The 18,754-nt window shown below is 34.2% G+C and carries 17 protein-coding genes; 8 read left to right on the top strand and 9 right to left on the bottom strand.

Annotation, left to right across the window (positions count from 1 at the left end):
• Positions 1 to 38 precede the first annotated feature (38 nt).
• Entirely contained in the window at positions 39 to 1,820 is a 1,782-nt protein-coding gene (locus tag ACEN2K_RS02660; protein ID WP_441757761.1) for a 1-deoxy-D-xylulose-5-phosphate synthase, read from the top strand.
• 35 nt (positions 1,821 to 1,855) lie between these two features.
• Positions 1,856 to 2,824, top strand: coding sequence for a DUF3078 domain-containing protein (locus ACEN2K_RS02655; protein ID WP_441757760.1), 969 nt, complete (start codon positions 1,856 to 1,858; stop codon positions 2,822 to 2,824).
• Between the two features lie 5 nt (positions 2,825 to 2,829).
• Here ACEN2K_RS02655 and ACEN2K_RS02650 read toward each other — a convergent pair whose 3' ends face one another.
• The 5 genes from ACEN2K_RS02650 to ACEN2K_RS02630 form a co-directional block, all read right to left on the bottom strand.
• Positions 2,830 to 4,176 carry a deoxyguanosinetriphosphate triphosphohydrolase gene (locus ACEN2K_RS02650; RefSeq protein WP_441757759.1) on the bottom strand — a complete coding sequence of 449 codons (1,347 nt, stop codon included), beginning with the start codon at positions 4,174 to 4,176 and terminating at the stop codon, positions 2,830 to 2,832.
• 380 nt (positions 4,177 to 4,556) lie between these two features.
• Positions 4,557 to 5,060 carry an RDD family protein gene (locus ACEN2K_RS02645; RefSeq protein WP_441757758.1) on the bottom strand — a complete coding sequence of 168 codons (504 nt, stop codon included), beginning with the start codon at positions 5,058 to 5,060 and terminating at the stop codon, positions 4,557 to 4,559.
• Between the two features lie 830 nt (positions 5,061 to 5,890).
• Positions 5,891 to 8,302, bottom strand: coding sequence for a ribonucleoside-diphosphate reductase subunit alpha (locus tag ACEN2K_RS02640; RefSeq protein WP_441757757.1), 2,412 nt, complete (start codon positions 8,300 to 8,302; stop codon positions 5,891 to 5,893).
• 225 nt (positions 8,303 to 8,527) lie between these two features.
• Positions 8,528 to 9,505 (bottom strand): ribonucleotide-diphosphate reductase subunit beta, encoded by a 978-nt coding sequence (locus tag ACEN2K_RS02635; RefSeq protein ID WP_441757756.1) that lies wholly within the window; start codon positions 9,503 to 9,505, stop codon positions 8,528 to 8,530.
• A gap of 263 nt (positions 9,506 to 9,768) precedes the next feature.
• Positions 9,769 to 10,335, bottom strand: a complete 567-nt coding sequence (locus ACEN2K_RS02630; protein ID WP_441757755.1) for a DUF3109 family protein — start codon at positions 10,333 to 10,335, stop codon at positions 9,769 to 9,771.
• 254 nt (positions 10,336 to 10,589) lie between these two features.
• On the opposite strand from ACEN2K_RS02630, the gene ACEN2K_RS02625 reads away from it, so the two are divergent.
• The 3 genes from ACEN2K_RS02625 (at position 10,590) to ACEN2K_RS02615 (ending at position 12,450) form a co-directional block, all read left to right on the top strand.
• Entirely contained in the window at positions 10,590 to 11,165 is a 576-nt protein-coding gene (locus ACEN2K_RS02625; protein ID WP_441757754.1) for a MarC family protein, read from the top strand.
• 131 nt (positions 11,166 to 11,296) lie between these two features.
• Complete coding sequence (locus ACEN2K_RS02620) at positions 11,297 to 11,500, top strand: hypothetical protein (protein WP_441757753.1); 204 nt, start codon at positions 11,297 to 11,299, stop codon at positions 11,498 to 11,500.
• Positions 11,501 to 11,694: 194 nt separating this feature from the next.
• Entirely contained in the window at positions 11,695 to 12,450 is a 756-nt protein-coding gene (locus tag ACEN2K_RS02615; protein WP_441757752.1) for a lysophospholipid acyltransferase family protein, read from the top strand.
• Between the two features lie 2 nt (positions 12,451 to 12,452).
• On the opposite strand, the gene ACEN2K_RS02610 is transcribed toward ACEN2K_RS02615, so the two are convergent.
• Genes ACEN2K_RS02610 through ACEN2K_RS02600 form a run of 3 tightly spaced genes read right to left on the bottom strand, consistent with a single transcriptional unit; the run spans position 12,453 to position 15,056 of the window.
• The gene (locus ACEN2K_RS02610; protein ID WP_441757751.1) at positions 12,453 to 14,027 is read right to left on the bottom strand and encodes a S41 family peptidase; all 1,575 of its coding nucleotides are present in this window, start codon (positions 14,025 to 14,027) and stop codon (positions 12,453 to 12,455) included.
• A gap of 1 nt (position 14,028) precedes the next feature.
• Positions 14,029 to 14,460, bottom strand: a complete 432-nt coding sequence (locus tag ACEN2K_RS02605; protein WP_441757944.1) for a deoxycytidylate deaminase — start codon at positions 14,458 to 14,460, stop codon at positions 14,029 to 14,031.
• Positions 14,461 to 14,462: 2 nt separating this feature from the next.
• Positions 14,463 to 15,056, bottom strand: coding sequence for a HupE/UreJ family protein (locus tag ACEN2K_RS02600; RefSeq protein ID WP_441757750.1), 594 nt, complete (start codon positions 15,054 to 15,056; stop codon positions 14,463 to 14,465).
• A 185-nt stretch (positions 15,057 to 15,241) separates the two neighbouring features.
• On the opposite strand from ACEN2K_RS02600, the gene ACEN2K_RS02595 reads away from it, so the two are divergent.
• The gene (locus ACEN2K_RS02595) at positions 15,242 to 15,682 is read left to right on the top strand and encodes a TerB family tellurite resistance protein (RefSeq protein ID WP_441757749.1); all 441 of its coding nucleotides are present in this window, start codon (positions 15,242 to 15,244) and stop codon (positions 15,680 to 15,682) included.
• A 47-nt stretch (positions 15,683 to 15,729) separates the two neighbouring features.
• On the opposite strand, the gene fbp is transcribed toward ACEN2K_RS02595, so the two are convergent.
• Complete coding sequence (gene fbp / locus ACEN2K_RS02590) at positions 15,730 to 16,749, bottom strand: class 1 fructose-bisphosphatase (RefSeq protein WP_441757748.1); 1,020 nt, start codon at positions 16,747 to 16,749, stop codon at positions 15,730 to 15,732.
• A gap of 170 nt (positions 16,750 to 16,919) precedes the next feature.
• Between fbp and ACEN2K_RS02585 the strand changes: the two genes are divergently transcribed.
• Both ACEN2K_RS02585 and ACEN2K_RS02580 read left to right on the top strand, forming a co-directional pair.
• A complete protein-coding gene (locus ACEN2K_RS02585) occupies positions 16,920 to 17,402 on the top strand; it encodes a GNAT family N-acetyltransferase (protein WP_441757747.1) in 483 nt (160 codons plus the stop codon).
• 34 nt (positions 17,403 to 17,436) lie between these two features.
• On the top strand, positions 17,437 to 18,693 hold the full coding sequence (locus ACEN2K_RS02580; protein ID WP_441757746.1) for an aspartate kinase: 1,257 nt from the start codon (positions 17,437 to 17,439) through the stop codon (positions 18,691 to 18,693).
• Positions 18,694 to 18,754 lie beyond the last annotated feature (61 nt).

Below are 18,754 nucleotides of genomic sequence, written 5' to 3'. Positions count from 1 at the left end.
TGAACAAAATTTCCACTATAAAACTGTAAATTTGCTTCATGTTAGATAATTTACTCTCAACTATTAATTACCCATCGGATCTACGCCAATTAAATGAAGTACAACTTCCTCAACTGGCCAAAGAATTACGCGATTTTATTATCGATATTGTGGCTGTAAAAGAAGGGCATCTCGGCGCAAGCCTTGGAGTTGTAGAATTGACCATTGCGTTGCATTATGTTTTTGACACCCCAAATGATTTATTGATTTGGGACGTAGGCCATCAAGCTTACGGACATAAAATACTTACTGGTCGTAGAGAAAACTTCGACACTAACAGGCAGCTGGGAGGCATTTCTGGTTTTCCAAAAAGAAGTGAAAGTAATTACGATGCTTTTGGCGTAGGCCACTCCTCTACTTCTATTTCTGCAGCCTTAGGAATGGCCATTGCCTCTAACTTACAAGGCGAGACAGAAAGACAACACATAGCAGTTATTGGCGATGCTTCTATTGCATCAGGGATGGCTTTTGAAGGATTAAATCATGCTGGAGTTACTGATGCTAATTTATTAGTGATTCTTAATGACAATGCTATCGGTATTGACCCTAGTGTGGGCGCATTAAAAAACTACTTAACTTCAGTAAAAAACGGAAGGAATTCAAGACATAACAATATGATTAAGTCTTTGAATATTGATTATTCAGGACCTATTGACGGGCATGACATTGCTGCGGTTATCAAAGAATTAAAACGATTACAAAAAATAAAGGGACCTAAATTCCTTCACATTATTACCACCAAAGGCAAAGGACTCAAACAAGCAGAGGAGGATCAAGTGAAGTACCACGCTCCAGGAAAGTTTGATGCAAAATCTGGTGAAATTCATTTAAAATCTGAAGAAAACCTTCCTCCAAAATACCAGGATGTTTTTGGATTGACGGTACTCGATTTGGCTAGAAAGAATGAAAAAATCATAGGTATTACACCAGCTATGCCATCTGGAAGCTCTTTAAAGTATATGATGGAAGCTATTCCTGAACGTGCTTTTGACGTAGGAATTGCAGAGCAGCATGCGGTTACATTATCAGCTGGGATGGCGACTCAAGGAATGGTTGTTTTTTGTAATATCTACTCTACTTTTTTACAGCGTGCATACGATCAAGTGATTCATGATGTAGCGTTGCAAAACCTGCCCGTGGTATTTTGTTTGGATCGTGCAGGTTTAGTAGGTGAAGATGGTGCAACACATCACGGAGTTTTTGATCTGGCTTATCTGAGATGTATCCCTAACTTGATTATATATGCTCCTTTAAACGAAATTGCATTACAAAATATCATGTACACTGCCCAACTCGGTTTAGAAAACCCAATTGCCATTCGTTATCCTCGTGGCCGTGGCGTTATCACGGACTGGCAATCCCAATATTTTGGAAAGTATCAAAAAATCAAAATTGGTAAAGCACATTGTTTGGTAGATGGAACTGAAACTGCTGTATTAAGCAATGGAGCCATTGGAAAAAACGTAAGCCTAGCTTTAGTCAATATCGGGAATCCAGAGTCTATTGCGCACTATGACTTTGCTTTTGTAAAACCTTTAGACGAGAACGAATTACATCATATATTTAAAAAATTCAAAACAATCATTACAATTGAAGACAGTACAGTAGTAGGTGGCTTTGGAAGTGCTGTTCTTGAATTTGCTGCCCACCATAATTATAGCTCTAAAATCAAGGTATTAGGTGTGCCAGATCAATTTATTGAACAAGGAACGGTTACTGAATTACAACAAATGTGTACTATTGACGTTAAAAGTTTAGAATTCATTTTTTCAAGTAAATGAAAATAATTATTTTGCGCCCTCTAACTAATTAACCTATGTTGAAACTTTTATCTTCTCTGTGCTTACTTTTTCTTTTTTCAATAAACAGCTTTTCTCAGAAGATAATAACTACTCGGCAGCAACCTAAAGCAGTGGTCAGCAACGACTCTCTCAGTCACTGGGAGAATAAAAACAAAATAGGTTTTGACATCTCAGAGATTGCTTTTGTGAACTGGAATGCTGGGGGAACCAGCTCTATATCAGGTTTATTAAAAACAAAATTTAATAGAGTGTATACCAAAGACAATTACAATTGGTCTAATGAGTTAGTCATGCGTTATGGTTTGAATAAGCAAGATGGTATTGAATTAAGAAAAACAGAAGATGCTTTTCAATTCAATTCCGCTTTTGGGTATAGAAATGATACCATTTCTAATTGGTACCACACAGCTAAATTCAATTTTAACACTCAGTTTACAAATGGTTACTCTTATCCCAATAAAGAAATATCCGTTTCCAAACCTTTTGCTCCAGCCTATATTTTCTTAGGTCTTGGTGCTGAATATGCCACTAAAAAGAAAGACAAGTTACTTTACATCTCTCCTTTTACTTCTAAAATGACTTTTGTCCTTGATCAAAGACTGGCAAATCAAGGGGCGTTTGGTGTAGTCAAAGCGGTATATGATGCTGATGGACTTTTAATCAGTCCCGGAGAAAGGTCAAAAATAGAACTCGGATTTTTAATTACGGGTTTGTACAAGCAAGAAATCGTTAAGAACATCACTTTGGAAAACAGAATCAGTTTGTACTCTGATTACATCAATCGTTTTGGCAATGTTGATATTGACAACGACCTTGTATTAGATTTAGTCGTTAACGAACACATTAGAACCAACATAGGTGCGCATATTGTTTATGATGATGATATTAAAGCCAAAGAAGAAGTAGAAGGCAAACAAATTACCGTGGGCCCAAAACTGCAGTTAAAACAAGTGTTGGGTGTGGGTATTGTTTATCTTTTTTAGCTGCATTAATCCTTTTTTCTTCCGTTGATTGTTTCGTACAATTCTAATGCATTACCATCTGTTAACAATGATATGTAATGGCAAATATGCAATAACCTTTCGTATAGGTTTTCCTTTTCTAAATGATGTTTTTCTGGCAACAATTTTAAAATCAACTTGTCATAATTAGAATCGGTTCCATTGAACTTATTATTATAGGCGGTAATAAATTTATCTAATAAGGTTTGGATAATTTGGTAGCCCACAATTTCTTTTTCAATCACTTCACGGCTTTGATAGATGTTATTTACACTGATCTTTATAATATCATCCATCTGTGCTTTGTATTTGCTCTTATCCGTTAGCGCAAATGGGAAATTGCCTTTTAAAATAGCTTCCTCATTATCTACAAAAACTTTTACAGCATCATTAATTAAGCTACCTATAGCCAGTGCACGCAAATAACTAATGCGATCTTCTTTAGTTTCTAAAGTTTTGTATTTTGAAGTATCAATACTATCTTTTACTAATTTAATCAAGTATTCTAAAGCAAAATCCTCAGAAACTAATCCCAAGTTAATTCCGTCTTCAAAGTCAATTATCGTATAACAAATATCATCTGCAGCTTCGACTAAATAAGCTAGTGGATGCCTTTCGAATCCTATATCATCACCTGACTTATTTGGAATCATCCCCATATCTTTGGCTGCTTCCACAAAAAACTTTTTATCGGTTTGAAAGAAACCGTATTTTTTATCTGCAATATTTTTTGTTGGTTTTTTCGGTAAACTCTCTTTTGGGTATTTCATAAAAGCCCCTAGCGTAGCATATGAAATACGAAGTCCACCTTCAATTCCTGGACGGCTAGCCGTAAGAACTGAAAAACCGTTTGCATTCCCTTCAAAATCAATTAAATCTTGCCATTCTTTATTAGAGAGTTGGTCTTTATACTGTCTCCCATTTCCAATAGAAAAATACTCACCTATGGCTTTCTCACCAGAATGACCAAAAGGAGGATTTCCAATATCATGTGCTAATGATGCCGCAGCTACAATAGCTCCAAAATCATTCATATGGTAACCGTGCACCTCTTTTAAATGTGGGTATTTTTCAATAATCTTTTTACCTACTAAACGCCCTAAAGACCGGCCTACTACAGAAACCTCTAAACTATGAGTTAGTCTAGTATGTACAAAATCAGTTTTAGAAAGGGGAATCACCTGTGTTTTATCTTGCAGACTTCTAAAAGCTGCCGAAAAAATAATACGGTCATAATCAACTTCAAAACCCAAACGGGTGTCATCTTGTTCAATACGTAATCTTTTGCTTGTGTCGCCTTGACGTTTTAGTGATAAAAGTTGTTCCCAGTTCATTTTGTTTATTTACGAAGTTTGCATTACAACGGTTAATGTAGACCCAAAGATAAAGAAATAGATGTGTTTAAAAGAAATGTAAAGGCGGGTTTACGCTAATTAATTTATACAAAATAAAAGACAGCACTTAAGCCTCGAAAAAAAGTATCAGTAATAGCTTTTTAAATTAAGGAGAGCAATACAATAATTATTATTTTTTAATGCAATGTTTATTTAGGGAACAAGAAAAATTGAAGTTGGCCTACTAAAAACAAACCACCTATAATAGTACAGGTAAATTTCGAATAACCGTTTAAATTAAAGTTTGAAACCTAAAATTTCAAATGTAGTTTACATACTGCTATACATGGAATTCAAAAAATAAACAAGGTTATCTTTTTTTAATTTTCAGCCTTTCCAAACTCTTCTGGATGTTTAAAGTAATGCAGACTTTTGGCTAGTTTTTTTTTCTTAACCACATAAGTTCCAGAAATGGCATCATGCCAACCTCTAGAAACTGATCCTAAATAGGACAAAGCTTCAAAAGGAATAAACCGAGCTACCGTTCTGATCAAAATCATTTTGATCGTAGGTTTTGTACCATCGCTTTTAACGACTACAGTTCGTGTAACTAATTTAGCCAGAGTTCTAGCAAAATAAACCTCTGTTAAAAAGTAGTATAAAAACAATACCAGCATTCCATAAAAAATAATTTCCAAAACGGTCAAAGTTTCAACCCAGCTTGAGACCGCAAAGCTATGAGTAGCTTCTGCGACTAATATAATTGTGGTTCCCGCACTTAAAATAAGAATATAAATAAAGAGCGCATCTAGTAAACCGTTGATAAAACGTTGCCCTTGTGAAGCGAGTACATTGTCAGTGATAGTAAAAACTTTGTTTCTCATAAGAAGTGTTTTGAAATTTGTACTACTCTCTATAAATAGCATTAACCTACTCAAATATAGTGAATTATTATACAGGATAAAACTACAATTATCAGTATTGCATTACCAGTTACATAATTTTATTGCCGTTTCAATTATATAAAAAACAGACATTCAGTGAAGGAAGCTAACTACAAATGATTTCCCTTCTTATATAAAAAAGTACAATAGGACTATTTTATAGCAACTAAAATACAAGTACAAAAAAACAGCTGCCTAAACGGACAGCGGTTCTCATCATTTATTTATATATAGGTCAACTAATGAATCAAAATGTAATGATTATTAGCATCAAGAATTTTCATTTGTTTGTGGCTAGTAGTATTACAAATACTTTTTAAATACATTCATTAAAAGGCTATCTGCAATAAAATGGCGATTGCATTCTATTAAAAAAGCTAGAATAAATATTTCAATATTACTCGCTTGCTTTGAATAAACGATTAAATCGTTAGTACAAGTAGAGTATATTAAATGTATAATTTTTTTACTTATTGTCTTGGTGTGTTCTATTGCTCTCATATCATCGTCATTTGATATTACAAATATACTACCGCTATAGTCCTGAACTTTTACAGGATTTTTAGATAGTGTTATGAAATTCTAGTACACAGTATTAGAAGCGTTTACGCAACAAGGAATTTTTGTAAGCTAATTCAATTTAAAAATGACTTCTTTCAATTAGCAATTATAGCAGACATAGAGAATTGTTTGAAAAACCCATATAACAAAAAACAGCTACCAAAATTGATAGCTGTTTTTTAATTGTATTTTAAAACCTAATAGTTTTATTAAGAACCACACATTTCACAATCATCAGGACCTGCATTTTTAGCCAGTTCAATCATTGCTTTGTATTCATCGGCTGTCATTTCCACTGCAGCAGCTACTGGAGCTGGAGCTGGTTTTGACTGTATCTCGATAGGCTCAACTTTTTTGTCATTGTTTAATGTAAATTTAATCGCATCAACCGCAGCTTTAGTTCTCAAATAATACATACCTGTTTTCAATCCTGATTGCCAAGCATAAAAATGCATCGATGTTAATTTAGAATAATTAGCATTTTGCATGAATAAGTTCAACGATTGTGATTGGTCTACAAAATACCCACGCTGACGAGACATATCAATAATATCTTTCATTGACATTTCCCAAACTGTTTTATACAACTCTTTTAATTCCTGCGGAATGTCCAAGTCTTGTACAGATCCGTTGTTACGCATCAATTCTTGTTTCAATGTCTCATTCCATAATCCTAGCTCTACTAAGTCATGTAATAAATGTTTATTTACTACGATAAACTCTCCTGACAATACACGACGTGTATAAATATTAGAAGTGTAAGGTTCGAACGCTTCGTTATTTCCTAAAATTTGTGAAGTAGAAGCTGTAGGCATAGGCGCTACTAATAAAGAGTTACGTACACCGTGCTCCATTACTTCTTTTCTTAATGAAGCCCAATCCCAACGTCCTGATAATTCTTCATCTTTCATTCCCCACATATTGTGTTGGAACTCCCCTTGAGACATTGGTGAACCTTTAAAAGTCGAGTAAGGACCTTCCTCTTTAGCCATTTCCATAGAAGCGGTTACGGCAGCAAAATATAAGGTTTCAAAAATTTCTTGATTCAGTTTTTTAGCTTCATCTGATGTAAAAGGCAAACGCAACATGATAAAAGCATCTGCTAAACCTTGTACTCCAAGACCAATTGGTCTGTGACGCATATTAGAATTTTTAGCCTCTTCAACAGGATAGTAATTTCTATCAATTACTTTGTTCAAGTTTCTTGTTACACGTTTTGTTACGTTATACAACGCTTCATGATCAAACTTCCCACCATCAACAAACATTGGTAATGAAAGTGAAGCTAAGTTACAAACGGCAACCTCATCTGGAGAGGTGTACTCCATGATCTCCGTACACAAGTTTGACGAACGAATAGTTCCCAAGTTTTTTTGGTTTGACTTACGGTTAGCCGCGTCTTTGTATAACATATAAGGAGTTCCAGTCTCAATTTGAGATTCTAGAATTTTCTCCCACAATTCATGTGCTTTAATAGTTTTTCTCCCTTTTCCAGCTTTCTCATAGCTTACATACAATGCTTCAAATTCGTCTCCATAAACATCATACAATCCCGGACATTCGTTAGGACACATTAAAGTCCAGTTTCCGTCTTCTTGTACACGTTTCATGAATAAATCAGATGTCCACATCGCAAAGAATAAATCTCTAGCACGCATCTCTTCTTTTCCTGTATTCTTTTTCAAGTCTAAGAAATCAAAGATATCGGCATGCCAAGTTTCGATATAAATAGCAAAACTCCCTTTACGTTTTCCTCCTCCTTGATCGACATAACGAGCTGTATCATTAAAGACACGTAACATCGGAACGATACCGTTAGAGGTACCATTTGTTCCACGAATGTAAGAACCTGTAGCACGTACATTGTGAATCGCTAATCCTATTCCTCCTGCTGATTGTGAGATTTTTGCTGTTTGTTTCAACGTATCATAAATTCCATCAATACTATCATCTTGCATAGATAAAAGGAAGCAAGAAGACATTTGAGGTTTTGGCGTACCAGCGTTGAATAATGTTGGGGTTGCATGCGTAAAGAATTTCTTAGACATCAAGTCATAAGTCTCTAAAACTGAATCTAAATCATCTAAGTGAATCCCTACAGAAACACGCATTAACATATGTTGAGGTCTTTCAACAATTTTTCCGTTTATCTTTAATAGATAAGAACGTTCTAATGTTTTAAAACCGAAATAATCGTAATTAAAATCTCTATTGTAAATGATATGCGAGTCTAAAAACTCTGCATTATCTTGAATAACTTTGTACACATCATCAGCTACTAATGGAGCATATTGTCCATTTCTTGGATTGATGTAGTTATACATTTCTGTCATCGTTTCTGAGAACGACTTGGTTGTGTTGGAATGCAAATTCGAAATGGCAATTCTTGCAGCCAGTTGTGCATAATCAGGATGCGCAATGGTCATAGAAGCTGCTGTTTCGGCTGCTAAATTATCTAATTCTGACGTAGAAACTCCATCATAAAGCCCTTCAATTACACGCATCGCCACTTTTACGGCATCTACTAAATCATTCAAACCATAGCATAGTTTTTTAATTCTATCTGTGATTTTGTCGAACATTACCGGCTCTTTGCGCCCATCTCTTTTAACTACGTACATACTTTTTTTTTTTTTTTAAAACAGAAAATCCCTTCGCTGTTTTTCGTTATTTGTAATATATTTTTGGAGCTATTTCCTGCTATTCGCTACAATCCACACTAAAAAAAGTGTGGGATTTTCACTGCTATCAGGGCTAAGCAATCCAGCACTGGTGTTCCTAAAAACCGTAGTTCTTAGTAAACACCAATAAAAGGCATTCCTTAAAATTTGATTTAAATACTGATATTAAAAATCAGCGTCAAATGTTATTTTTTGAGCATCACCATCAGTGTTCATCACACCTGACTTTTGGTATTCAGCTACTTTCTTTTCAAAGAAATTGGTTTTTCCTTGCAGTGAAATCATGTCCATGAAATCAAAAGGATTCGTTGTATTGTATTCTCTTTCGCAACCTAGTTCTACTAACAGTCGATCAGCAACAAACTCTAGGTATTGTGTCATTAACACTGCGTTCATTCCTATTAAACTCACCGGAAGAGACTCAGTAATAAACTCTCTTTCAATATTTAAAGCATCAACAATAATACTTCTAATTCTTTCTTTTGGTACTTTATTTACTAAGTGGTGGTTGTGTAAGTGTACTGCAAAATCACAGTGAACACCTTCATCACGAGAAATCAATTCATTAGAAAAAGTAAGTCCTGGCATTAAACCTCTTTTCTTTAACCAGTAAATAGAACAAAATGCTCCAGAGAAAAAGATTCCTTCTACTGCAGCAAAAGCGATTAATCTTTCAGCAAATGAATCTGATTCTATCCATTGTAAAGCCCAGTCAGCTTTTTTCTTAATTGCTGGAAAAACTTCTAATGCATTAAACAACTCATCTTTTTCATCTTCATCTTTTACATAGGTATCGATCAATAGTGAATAAGTCTCACTATGGATGTTTTCCATCATGATTTGGAAACCATAAAAGAATTTCGCCTCAGCATATTGTACTTCGTTAACAAAGTTCTCCGCTAGGTTTTCATTTACAATTCCGTCTGATGCAGCAAAAAAAGCAAGAATGTGTTTTACAAAATAACGTTCATCATCAGAAAGTTTATTATTCCAGTCATTTAAGTCTTGAGACAAATCAATTTCTTCAGCTGTCCAAAAACTAGCCTCCATTGATTTATAAAACTCCCATATATCATGGTGCTTGATTGGAAAAATTACGAATCGGTTTTTATTCTCTTGTAAAATTGGTTCGACTTGTGACATTATAGTTGTGTGTTTTTTTGAAATTTTAACTAAAAATTAAGTATTCTGTGGATTACAAAGATTGTAAAATATTGCCGGAATTAAAAGCCAAACTTATTCACAATCCCTTGGAGTTTTTAACAAATACGAAAAACGCAATAAAACAGGCCTTGTTTTTCAATATATTGAATTTCAGTTTATTAAAAAACAATAAACCGTGGGAAACACCGTAAAATATAAGATTATTAAAATAGGGAACAAGAAAAAATTACAGAATTTTAAATTTATTTTTTCATGTCTTGAGCCACCTTTTCTAGCTCAGCATACCAGTCTTCACCAAACTTCCTGATTAAGGCTTCTTTGACAAATTTATACACCGGCACTTCTAACTCTTGACCTAAAGAACAGGCCGCATCGCAGATATCCCATTTATCATAATTAACCGCAGCAAATTCAGTAAAATCTTTTACTCGAATAGGATACAGGTGACAAGAAACCGGTTTTTTCCAGTCAATTAGCCCTTGATTGTATGCTTGTTCAATACCACAAAGTGCTGTTTGCCCATCAAAAATCACATAGGCGCAATCTTTATCATCAATAAGTGGGGTTTCTAAATCATCATCGGTTCCAGTTACCCAAGTTCCTTGTGCTTCTATAGCTGCAATTCCCTGTTTTCGTAAAAAAGGCTTCACCTTAGGGTAAATTTCTTCCAGAATTCGGGTTTCTTCAAGACTCAACGGAGCTCCAGCATCACCATCTACACAACATGCCCCTTTACAAGCAGACAAATTGCATACAAAATCTTTATCTAAAATATCTTCTGAGACGATGGTTTTTCCTAATTGAAACATGGTAGTGCGGTACTGTGATTATTAAGTGCAAATATAGGCAAACAAAGACAAAAAGGGGCTGTTAAATAATGCCTTTTTTAGTTTTACAAAAAGAACTACACCACTATAAAATGCGCTCATAATCACAAAATTTTTTAATTACCTAAAGCGTTTTTCAGGAGAAAAAAAGAATATAGCTTGTAATTAGTAATTCTACTCCATTTTTGTCAAAAAATTATCAAAATGCGTACCTTCGCAAAATAAAAATAAACACTATGCAACTAGATTTTAGAGAAATTATTACTGTAGGAATGGTACTCTTTGCAGTAATAGATATCATTGGATCCATCCCTATCATCATCGATTTGAAAGCTAAATTCGGAAAATTAGAATCCGAAAAAGCGTCGATTACTTCAGGTGTTATCATGATCGTTTTTCTATTTGTAGGAGAAGAAATTTTAAAACTGATAGGAATTGATGTACACTCCTTTGCAGTAGCCGGTTCCTTTGTCTTGTTTTTTCTAGCACTAGAAATGATTTTAGGCATCCGTATTTATAAGGATGAGGAGGCCAGTTCCGCTTCGATTGTGCCATTGGCATTCCCATTAATTGCTGGAGCAGGTACAATGACCACCTTATTATCATTAAAATCTCAATTTCACACAATCAATATTATCATTGCCATCATCTTAAATATCATTGTCGTTTTTGTAGTATTGAAATCATCATCAAAGATTGAAAGAATGCTCGGAGAAAACGGCCTAGGAGTGATAAGAAAGACTTTTGGCGTGGTATTACTAGCTATTGCTGTTAAATTATTTGCAGCTAATGTTAAAGGTTTGTTTGTCTAACCATTTTTTTTATAAATTTACCCCCTAATATAAAGTGTACTTTAATCCTGATTTAGCTAAAACGGGAAATCTATAAGCTAACGACGGTTAAAATACTGTTTTTTACATAGTGCACTTAAAAATACCATATTATGAAAATCTTTACCAATATCTTAGTGTTTCTTGCAGTAGCACTTATTGTTTTCAACATTACCTTACTTGATTTCAAACATCCTTTTCAAGGAGACAGCGTGGTAGCATTCATTGGTATAGCTGCTTCTTTTTGTGCTGTTTTGATTCTTTTGATTTTTAGAATGTCAAAAATAATCGAAGAAAAAACTAACGATAAATTATAACAACTATAATTTACGTTTACTACTACAATTAAATTACTGTAACGGTATTCAATGAAATGACCTAAAGGACTTTCTTTAATTCTTTACACCCCGACATTTTACATTGTACACATAGCCTTCCCTTAATTAGCTGTACACCGTACATATTTGTTTTTAAAATAATTATGCTATATTGAGCCCTTTAAACTCAATACATGTTATCTTTTCTATTAAGTACTACAAGGCTAATCCTTTTTATAATTTTTGTTTCTTTTTTTGCTATACTATTTTATCTTGCTAGTTTCTTTTGGAGCGAGCAAACAGCATTACGTAAAGCAATGTTACTAAGAAACTTTTTGATTAAAGGTTTGAATATCATCTTAGGGATTCGCCCAATAATTTATGGTGATAGACCAGCCGATCATGGCTTGATGGTTGCCAATCACCGCTCTTACTTTGACCCAATTATCATGCTGAGCCAAACGCTAACTTTCCCAGTAGGAAAAAAAGAAGTGGCATCTTGGCCCTTAATAGGCTATTTATGTAAAGTATCAGGAGTGATTTTTGTAGATCGAAAAGACCCGGACAGCAGGCAACAAACCTGCGATCGTATTAAAGATGCTTTAAGCAAAGGGTACTCCGTAATAAATTTTCCAGAAGGGACCACACATGACCTTCCAAAAACAATTGATTTCAATTACGGCTCGTTTGCCATGGCAGCAAAATTAAAGTCGGCAGTGATTCCAGTAGCTATTGATTATAAAGAACGTACAGACGCTTTCATTGGTGACGATACTTTTATACCTCATTTTATGAAGTGCTTTGGTAAACCTACTACAGAAATAAAAATTACGTATTTTCCACCCATTTATTCAGATGATCCTTGTTATTTGCTTACCAATACAAAAGAAATGATTGATAAAGAGTTAATCCGCTTTAGAGAAGAATGGGATAAAGAAGAAAGTAAATAATACTACTGCTTATTGATCGCTTTAATCATAGCATCTTCTTTTAAAACAACCTCGTAGTATTTACTTTCGCCATAAAGTTGGCGAGCAAATTCAGCAGTTAGATAACGCTTGACGATGGCTTTATTTTTAATTAATTTCAAATCAAGTCCGTTGCTCAAAAGAAAATTTTGAAACGTATTAAAATACAAATCGGTTGCGTTCATCTTTTGAACAAACTGTTCAAATGCAATTCCTTTAAACGCTTTTCGATCTTTATCTAATTGCTCGAAAACGAAGTTTCCTACAATTCCAGATTGCATTAAATAAACGGTGTTTTCATTGCCATGTTCCACTTCTAAACCAACGAATAAATCAGGAACGATTCCGCCTCCACCATAAACAATTTTACCTTTTGGTGTCCTGAACTTTAAGCTATCTGCAACTTTAATACTGTCTTTTTCATAGAGTTCTCCGCTGGCAAAACGCGCCTCTGATTCTTTTAAATAGCCAGATTCATCGCCCTTAGCGTATGGTTTTTGAATAGAACGTCCCGTAGGAGTATAATAACGAGCAACGGTTAATCGTACCGCTGACCCATCGTCAAAATCCATTTCGCGTTGTACTAATCCTTTCCCAAAAGATCGTCTTCCAACAATTATTCCTCGGTCATTATCCTGCACTGCTCCAGCCAAAATTTCACTAGCAGAAGCACTATTTTCGTTAATTAACACAAAAACTTTTCCGCTTTCAAAATTTCCTTTTTTAGTAGCAAAAGTTTTTTGGATACGTCCATTCTTATTTTTTGTAAAAACAATTAACTGTTTGTCTTTTAGCAATTCATCAGCGATTTCTATTGCTTCTTCCATGTAACCTCCCCCATTATCACGCAGATCTATCACCAGGGTTGTAGCACCTGATTTCTTTAATCTAAGTAAGGCGCTTTTGAATTCTTCATAAGTAGTTTCGGCAAAGCGGTTAATCTTTACATAACCCGTTGCTGCATTTACCATTACCGCTGCATCAACGCTTTTAAGAGGAATAATATCGCGTTTAATGGTAAGCTTTATTTTTTTATGTTCTGATTTTCTATAAATAGTAAGCTCCACCTCAGACCCTTTCTCTCCTTTTAATGAAGAGAACAAGCTATCACTGGGTAATTTTCTGCCAAACAATTTAGTTTTATCAGCATACAAGATTCGGTCGCCCGCTTTGATACCCGCTTTTGCCGACGGTCCATTTTCAACAGGTCTGATTATTGCCAGAGAGTCATTGTACATATAGAAGTTAACTCCAATACCTACAAAATCACCTTTCATACTTTCGGCAACTTGTACTTGCTCACTTGGCGGAACATAGATGGAGTGTGGATCCAGCTGACCCATGATATTATCTACAGTAACATTGACAATAGAATCTGTATTAACATCATCTACATATTCGTTATCTATAAAATCAATAAGTTTATTGAGTTTGTTTTTTGAACCATTTTTAACCAAGAACTGATTATGATTACTGGTACTCAAAGCACCACCAATAACCACTCCCAGCGCAAGGGTTGCGCCAATAAGCATTGGTAGGTATTTTGGGTTCGTTTTCATTTTATTCTTCTAATACGGGTATATGATCAACAATCACTCCTGCTTTTATCAAAAATTGAATTCCTGAATCATCTCTGTAGCCATTATGATAGACCACTCTTTTTATTCCAGATTGATGAATCAATTTACTGCATTCTTTACATGGCGACAATGTAATATACAAGGTTGCCCCTTCACAAGATTGCGTGGATCTTGCTACTTTTAATATCGCATTCGCTTCTGCATGTAAGACATCCCATCGCGTTAATCCTTCGTCATCTTCACAGCAATTCTCAAATCCCGTAGGCGTACCATTATAACCGTCTGATATTATCATTCGATCTCTAACAATAATGGCTCCTACTTGTTTGCGCTTACAGTAAGAAAGCAAACCCCATTCGGTAGCAATTCTTAGATAAGCTTTATCGTATTTATTCAATTTTTGTACTTCCATTTTTATCTGATCCATATTTCATTTTCGATAATCATTGGTAAAACAACACCAATAATAAATGCCGACATTACAAGTGTCCAATCTCTCTTAGAAAATCTAAAAACAGTTTGAACAATATACGACAAAATTAAAACAATAAAAACAACTACAATCTGCGCTGCTTCTATTCCTAAAGCAAATTCTCCTAAAGGCAATAGTTTTGAAGTAGCAGAACCACCAAGTATAGATTTAAAATAATTTGAAAAGCCAAGGCCATGAATGATTCCGAAAAACAATGTTATAAAGAAAACTAAATTGAGACTTTCCTTTTTATTTGACTTACCTGCGGTAAAAAGATTAAACAATGCGGTAATTAAAATTGTAATGGGAATCAACAGTTCTACAACATTAACTTTAATTGCAATAATTCCAAAAACAGAAAGAAACAAGGCCATAGTATGCCCCAGCGTAAAAATTGACACTAACAACACAATGCGTTTCCAATCTTTAAAAGAAAAAGGTATTGCTAATGCAATTAAAAATAAGACATGATCATAGGAATTGATGTCTAAAACGTGTTTTAATCCTATTTGAAAGTAAATCCAAAATTCTGACATTGGTAATTATATTAAGTTGATTTAAGGGTTGTAAACATACGATTTTTTTAAAAAAAGGGAGTTAGAAAAATCAATTGCTACAGGAAAAATTCAATTATAAGCTAGCCGAAGAAAGAAAAATTAAAAAGAAAATTAAAAATTTAAAAATTGAATTATCTTTGTACGATATAAATAAAAAATTAACTATGTCATTTTCAGATTTATTTGATAGCGAATTCAAACAAAGAAATAAAGGTCACTTTTCATCTATTGTAAGATTAGCATTAGCAGATGGGGTTTTTGCTCCAGAAGAAAAAGAGTTTTTAGACAAATTAGCGATAAGACTTGAAATTTCAGCAGCAGAATACGAAGAAATTTTAGAAAACCCTGCAAAATACCCAATCAACCCTCCTTACTTAAACTCACAAAGAATTGAGCGTTTATTTGACTTGGCACGTATCGTAAATGTAGATCATCATTTAGGAGACAATCAAGAGGTAATGTTGCAAAAACTAAGTTTAGGTATTGGCTTCACTCCTGAAAATGTAGAAGCAATTGTTGCTAAAGCACTTTTATTAGCAGATGAAAAAGCAGACTTTGATACTTTCCTTTCAGAAATTGAAAAAACTGAAAAATTAAGCAAATAAATAAAATAAAAAAGCTTCCAAATTAACGGAAGCTTTTTTTATATCTTTTAGTATTTACTCAACTTGGCATCAAGCATGAATTCTTCGGCTTTCTCGACCATATTGTAACTTCCACAAAAGAACGGCACACGCTCGTGAAGTTCTGTAGGTTGTATTTCCATAATACGTCCAAAACCATCAGAAGCTTTTCCTCCAGCTTGCTCCACTATAAAAGCCATAGGATTGCATTCATACAGCAATCTTAATTTTCCTTTTGGTGCTTTAGAACTAGTTGGGTAGATATAAATACCTCCCTTAATCATGTTTCTATGAATATCAGAAACCAAACTACCGATGTAACGAGAAGTATACGGCCTGTCTCCTTCTTCTGATTGACAATATTTAAGATAATTTTTAACTCCTTGCGGAAAATGGATATAATTCCCTTCATTAATGGAATAAATATTTCCATCTTCAGAGAACTGCATATTAGGATGAGACAAGTAAAAGGTACCAATAGCAGGATTTAAAGTAAAACCATTGACACCATGACCCGTTGTGTAAACAATCATAGTAGATGTTCCATAAATGACATATCCTGCAGCTACTTGATTAATTCCAGGTTGTAAAAAATCATCTATCGTAACTGGGCTACCTATGGGTGTAATTCTCCTATACACTGAAAAGATAGTCCCCACAGAAACATTGACATCAATATTAGATGACCCATCTAATGGATCCATCAACACCACATATTTATTATTATGACTATTATCGCTGCCTTCAACTGTGATAAATTCATCATTTTCTTCTGAAGCAATACCACATACAATCTCGCGATTGATTAAAGTTTGAATAAAAACCTCATTAGCGTAAACATCTAATTTTTGTTGGTCTTCCCCTTGAATATTTTGCTCTCCAGCAGCTCCCACGATATCAACTAATCCCGCTTTATTTACTTTGTAGTTCACTACTTTGGCAGCCAAACGAATGGAATTAATAATTCGGGATAACTCGCCAGACGAATACTGAAAGGCATTTTGGTTTTCAATAATAAATTCCCCTAGGGTCTTGTTGCGTTCTTCCATTACTCAATCGTTGTAGTTAGTTTGAAGTCACAAATATCGTTTTTTTTGTGAAAATGAATTCAATAAAATTTACTTAGTTTATCAGTATTGTATATTTGTCTAAAAATGAACTAATTTACGGGATAGAATTACACTATGTTAAATCAAAAATCCCAAAAAAAACGAAAATCATGATTATCAGAAAAGGACAAAGCGAGGACATGGCTGCTGTATTAGAGTTAATTCAAGAATTAGCCGATTTTGAAAAAGAACCTGATGCGGTTTTAATAACTGTTGACGACTTGATTAAAGATGGCTTTGGTCCCAATCCACTATTCAATGTTTTCGTTGCTGAAGTAGCATCAGAGGTTGTAGGAATTGCATTGTACTATTACCGTTACTCCACTTGGAAAGGTAAAACCATTCATTTAGAAGACCTAGTTGTGAAAGAGAAAATGCGTGGTACAGGAGTAGGTTATGCTTTATACTCAGAAATTATTAAACAGGGTAAAAAAGATCAGGTACGCAGAGTAGAATGGAATGTTCTAGATTGGAATACTCCCGCAATTGATTTTTATGAAAAATCAGGCGCAAAAGTCCTTAGAGATTGGTACGTAGTTCAAATGGACGAAGCAGGTGTCAATGATTTTGTGACCAATAAATTAAAAGATTAAAAAAGTTAGAAGTACAATTTTTGCATAATTTAACATGAGAGTATTTAAATTTGGAGGTGCATCTGTAAAAGATGCCGATGGAATTAAAAACGTTTACAGCGTTTTACAGCAAGTAGGTTATGAAGATGTATTGTTAGTGGTCTCAGCAATGGGAAAAACCACCAATGCACTTGAGGTAGTTATCAAAGATTATTTTGATAAATCATCCTCTTTAAAATCGTCTGTACAGGAAGTAAAGAAATACCACAACCAAATTTTAATGGATTTGTTTGAGGACGACAAACAGGATGTTTTTATTGCTGTTAACAAGCTTTTTGCTGATTTTGAATACTTTTTGAGCCATAATAAATCTCCAAATTATAATTTTGTTTACGATCAAATCGTGAGTTTTGGAGAATTAATCTCCACAACAATCCTTGCTCATTTCATGAACTTCATGGGCATTAAGACAGAGTGGATTGATGTACGCAACTTCATAAAAACAAACGCAAATTATAGAGATGCCGAAGTAGACTGGGAGTTGACTCAAAAAAATATTTCAAAAAACATCAAAAGAAAGTCTTTAAATATCACTCAAGGTTTCTTAGGATCTGATGAGAATAATTTCACTACAACATTAGGTCGTGAAGGATCTGATTACACTGCCGCAATATTTGCTTACTGCTTAAATGCTGAAAGTGTTACCATCTGGAAAGATGTTCCTGGAGTAATGAATGCTGACCCTCGTTATTTTGAAAATGCTAGTTTGCTAAACCAAATTTCGTATCGTGAAGCGATAGAACTCGCTTTTTATGGTGCCACTGTAATTCACCCAAAAACGCTGCAACCCTTACAAAAAAAGGAAATTCCTTTGTATGTAAAGTCATTTATCAACCCTCTGTTAAAAGGAACAAGCGTTTCTAAAGGGACCGCATTAGAACCTTACCTGCCTTGTTTTATCGTAAAAAGGAATCAATTGCTTATCTCTCTTTCTTCTATCGATTTCTCGTTTATTATGGAAGAAAATATTAGCGAAATTTTTGCATTATTTCACCGTTTTAAATTGAAAGTGAATTTAATACAAAACTCGGCAATTAGTTTCTCTGTCTGCGTTGAAGACAAATTTAACAACTTCAATGAGCTAAATGCCATCTTATCAAAAAAATTCAAAGTAGATTTTAGCAAAGAGGTAACTTTATATACTATTAGACACTTTAATGATTTAGCTGCAGAGACTGTAGAACTGGGTAAAAAAGTTATTTTAAAACAAGTGAGTACAGAGACGATGCAAATTGTCACCCAAGAAAACTAAAATTTGTCAAGAAGAGCTTATTTATAGCAAGCCCTAACTTTTCATATAGAATACACTACTT

Origin of the sequence: Flavobacterium sp. W21_SRS_FM3, from assembly GCF_052113625.1 — a bacterium.
GTDB lineage: Bacteria > Bacteroidota > Bacteroidia > Flavobacteriales > Flavobacteriaceae > Flavobacterium.
Note: the sequence above shows the minus strand (reverse complement) of the source record. Positions and strands in the feature narration are given on the sequence as shown.

Bases quoted from the DNA above. Each gene is read 5' to 3' on its own strand.
- ACEN2K_RS02660 (WP_441757761.1), top strand. From the start codon at position 39: ATGTTAGATAATTTACTCTCAACTATTAATTACCCATCGGATCTACGC.
- ACEN2K_RS02655 (WP_441757760.1), top strand. From the start codon at position 1,856: ATGTTGAAACTTTTATCTTCTCTGTGCTTACTTTTTCTTTTTTCAATA.
- ACEN2K_RS02650 (WP_441757759.1), bottom strand. From the start codon at position 4,176: ATGAACTGGGAACAACTTTTATCACTAAAACGTCAAGGCGACACAAGC.
- ACEN2K_RS02645 (WP_441757758.1), bottom strand. From the start codon at position 5,060: ATGAGAAACAAAGTTTTTACTATCACTGACAATGTACTCGCTTCACAA.
- ACEN2K_RS02640 (WP_441757757.1), bottom strand. From the start codon at position 8,302: ATGTACGTAGTTAAAAGAGATGGGCGCAAAGAGCCGGTAATGTTCGAC.
- ACEN2K_RS02635 (WP_441757756.1), bottom strand. From the start codon at position 9,505: ATGTCACAAGTCGAACCAATTTTACAAGAGAATAAAAACCGATTCGTA.
- ACEN2K_RS02630 (WP_441757755.1), bottom strand. From the start codon at position 10,335: ATGTTTCAATTAGGAAAAACCATCGTCTCAGAAGATATTTTAGATAAA.
- ACEN2K_RS02625 (WP_441757754.1), top strand. From the start codon at position 10,590: ATGCAACTAGATTTTAGAGAAATTATTACTGTAGGAATGGTACTCTTT.
- ACEN2K_RS02620 (WP_441757753.1), top strand. From the start codon at position 11,297: ATGAAAATCTTTACCAATATCTTAGTGTTTCTTGCAGTAGCACTTATT.
- ACEN2K_RS02615 (WP_441757752.1), top strand. From the start codon at position 11,695: ATGTTATCTTTTCTATTAAGTACTACAAGGCTAATCCTTTTTATAATT.
- ACEN2K_RS02610 (WP_441757751.1), bottom strand. From the start codon at position 14,027: ATGAAAACGAACCCAAAATACCTACCAATGCTTATTGGCGCAACCCTT.
- ACEN2K_RS02605 (WP_441757944.1), bottom strand. From the start codon at position 14,460: ATGGAAGTACAAAAATTGAATAAATACGATAAAGCTTATCTAAGAATT.
- ACEN2K_RS02600 (WP_441757750.1), bottom strand. From the start codon at position 15,056: ATGTCAGAATTTTGGATTTACTTTCAAATAGGATTAAAACACGTTTTA.
- ACEN2K_RS02595 (WP_441757749.1), top strand. From the start codon at position 15,242: ATGTCATTTTCAGATTTATTTGATAGCGAATTCAAACAAAGAAATAAA.
- fbp (WP_441757748.1), bottom strand. From the start codon at position 16,749: ATGGAAGAACGCAACAAGACCCTAGGGGAATTTATTATTGAAAACCAA.
- ACEN2K_RS02585 (WP_441757747.1), top strand. From the start codon at position 16,920: ATGATTATCAGAAAAGGACAAAGCGAGGACATGGCTGCTGTATTAGAG.
- ACEN2K_RS02580 (WP_441757746.1), top strand. From the start codon at position 17,437: ATGAGAGTATTTAAATTTGGAGGTGCATCTGTAAAAGATGCCGATGGA.